Source organism: Bathymodiolus platifrons methanotrophic gill symbiont, from assembly GCF_002189065.1.
Lineage (GTDB): Bacteria > Pseudomonadota > Gammaproteobacteria > Methylococcales > Methylomonadaceae > Methyloprofundus.
On sequence record NZ_BDMN01000458.1, the window covers coordinates 1 to 2,505 of the forward strand.

The 2,505-nt window shown below is 42.1% G+C and carries 3 protein-coding genes; all 3 read left to right on the forward strand.

What is annotated here, in order from left to right; all coding sequences use genetic code 11:
• The first annotated feature begins 79 nt into the window (after positions 1-79).
• The gene (locus CDZ78_RS19300) at positions 80-964 is read left to right on the forward strand and encodes an RHS repeat-associated core domain-containing protein (RefSeq protein WP_140414238.1); all 885 of its coding nucleotides are present in this window, start codon (positions 80-82) and stop codon (positions 962-964) included.
• Positions 965-1,510: 546 nt separating this feature from the next.
• Positions 1,511-1,888 carry a hypothetical protein gene (locus CDZ78_RS19310; protein ID WP_087871425.1) on the forward strand — a complete coding sequence of 126 codons (378 nt, stop codon included), beginning with the start codon at positions 1,511-1,513 and terminating at the stop codon, positions 1,886-1,888.
• Positions 1,889-2,173: 285 nt separating this feature from the next.
• On the forward strand, positions 2,174-2,505 hold a 332-nt coding region (locus tag CDZ78_RS19315), incomplete at its 3' end, for an IS6 family transposase (RefSeq protein ID WP_140414239.1).

Consider the following 2,505-nt stretch of genomic DNA (forward strand, 5'->3'; position numbering starts at 1 on the left):
CGCTTATAGGCTGTAAAAATCATAAAAATGAGTGTATTTTCATTTTGGCGCAGGTATTGGAAATAATGCCCCATTACTTATGAAAAAAATAATAGCATCAATCATATTAGCACCTACTCTCTCTATGGCCGGAACAGAGGGTTCATTCATTGACACACCAAAGGTAATGACCTCAAATGTTTACCACATGGAAAACAGATACTATTCTGATTTGTTGGGTCGCTTTCTAACCACCGATCGTAAGAAAAAAGTAAATGGGGAATATAATTATGCAAACGCTAATCCTATGATTTACATTGACCCCACAGGAAACAACGCAATGCTGAAAGCACTTGAAAATATTGCAGAATTTATTGTGGCAGCCGCAGCGACAGCAGTAGTTCCAGAAATAGCACCCATCGTTGATTCAGAAGTAGCCATATCAGAAGTAACAGCAGGTTCTCTTACAATAGATGAAACAGTTAGCGCATCATCAGGACTGCTAATTCCTGAACTATCAGAAGCAAGAAATATAGGTACTACAGTAGATCAGTCTGCTAATTCAGTTATAGATGGGAGTAACTCAGAAGCTCACCAACTGGAAGGCATAAAAGATAGTCTGGCTGGCGACCCAAACCAAACTGAGGTAAAAGAACCATTAACAGATGAAAGAGAAGGCACGATAAGTAAGGAAATTGAAACGCAGGATAAAGAAAAAATAGCTTATGAACCCAAGAAAGAGAGTAAGAATGGGGTTGAGAAAAAAGATAACAGAAAACAGAGTGAGGACAAAAAGAGCGATGATGAAGACAGTGAGGAGCAAAAGAAAACGATCACTCAAAAAATAATCGGTTTTGCCAAGTCAGCAGCAAAAGAAGTGGCTTCACAAGGCGTTATGGTTGGGGCAATGATGGAAGGCCCTGAAATAATAAAAGATATTTTTAAGTCGAGTCCACCAGTACAGCCAGCACAAAAACCATTGTAATTAGAGCATCATTAAGGTAATGGGATGGAAAAACTTGAACATCGAGTGTAAGATTGTCATTTTTGGATTAAACTAAAATTGGCGAAGGTATTGAGAACTTCTTTTACAATCCATATAAAGATCCGTTATGACAGCAGATAACGTCGGGAAGTGGAGTTTATGCGACAGAACCAAATATTTAGCGTTATTACTAATACCCAGTATATGCCATGCGGGGTATTTCTTAGACAAGCCTAGTGTCGGCGGATTGAGCCAACTAGGCGATCGTTTTTTAAATCACAATACTGGGAGGTTCTTAACAACTGATAGAAAGAAACAATATTATTCTGGGTACAATTATGGTTCCGGTAATGTAATTAAGTTTTCCGATCCCACTGGCGACATGATGGCAGATGAGAGTAACGAAGTAATCAAACAGGCTATCTCCGTAGAACAACATAGGATTCCGGAAATAATCCAAGGTGAGCGTACTACTCCATTAAAAGAGGTTGGGGGAAAGGGGGAGCGATTAGAAAATCATAACGTTATTTCCCGACCCCCGAAGTTATGGTCCCCAGAGCCCCTTCAATACTCTTTAAAACGGCAAAAGAAGGCAAGTTAAGCAAGCTTTCGATACCTAAAGTATTTTTCAATGAGCGCGGTGATGCGGAGCTTAAAATCGTCGATGGTGCCAGTAACCCAAATCTGAGATTGAAATATAGACCGGAAGGAATAACCCCTGGTAGAGGCGAAACAGTGATAAGAGAATTCCCAGAAGTATTACTAGAAGGTATTGAACCAGCGTATCAGGAGTTTTTTGGCTTAAAACATGATACATACTGGGACTGGAGGATGAAACACGGGACTACTTCGCCTCTCAGGCGCCCGGTTATTCAGCCGCTGAAAATCCTGGAAACGGAGCCAAAGCGAAGTGATGATTTTTAGTCCGTGGTAGGCGACAGGGCAATTTGCCAATCCGAAGTGCGCTAGCAGCGCGCGAGGGAGGCAAAGAATTGCATTCAGAATAGCCGTCAAGCCATGTGTGGGAGCCTTAACGGTGCAGGTTTTTGTTGCGTAGTTGAGGCGGACCAGGGCAAACAGGCGCGCCCTGCGTCCGCAACGACTACGCACAAAAGCCGCTTCGTCATTACTACCGGTTCTGTCGCATAAATCCCCCTTCCCAACGCTATCTGCTATCATAATTCTAAATTTCAATAAAAGGTGGATCACATGCTCAGCTTCAAAGGCACTCACTTTCCAAAAGATGTCATTCTTTATGCTGTTTTCTTTTATGTCAGGTATGGCGTTTCGTATCGCGACCTTGAAGAAATTATGGAAGAAAGAGGTGTTGAAGTGGATCATGCTACGCTCAATCGTTGGGTTATCCGTTATTCTCCTGCCATTGCTGTGAAAGCTAAATCTCAGAAACGAGAAACCAATAAATCGTGGCGCATGGATGAAACGTATATCAAAGTGAAGGGGCAGTGGACCTATTTATACCGAGCTGTTGATAGTCACGGTGATACGCTTGATTTCATGCTTTCTGAGCGCCGTGATGAAGA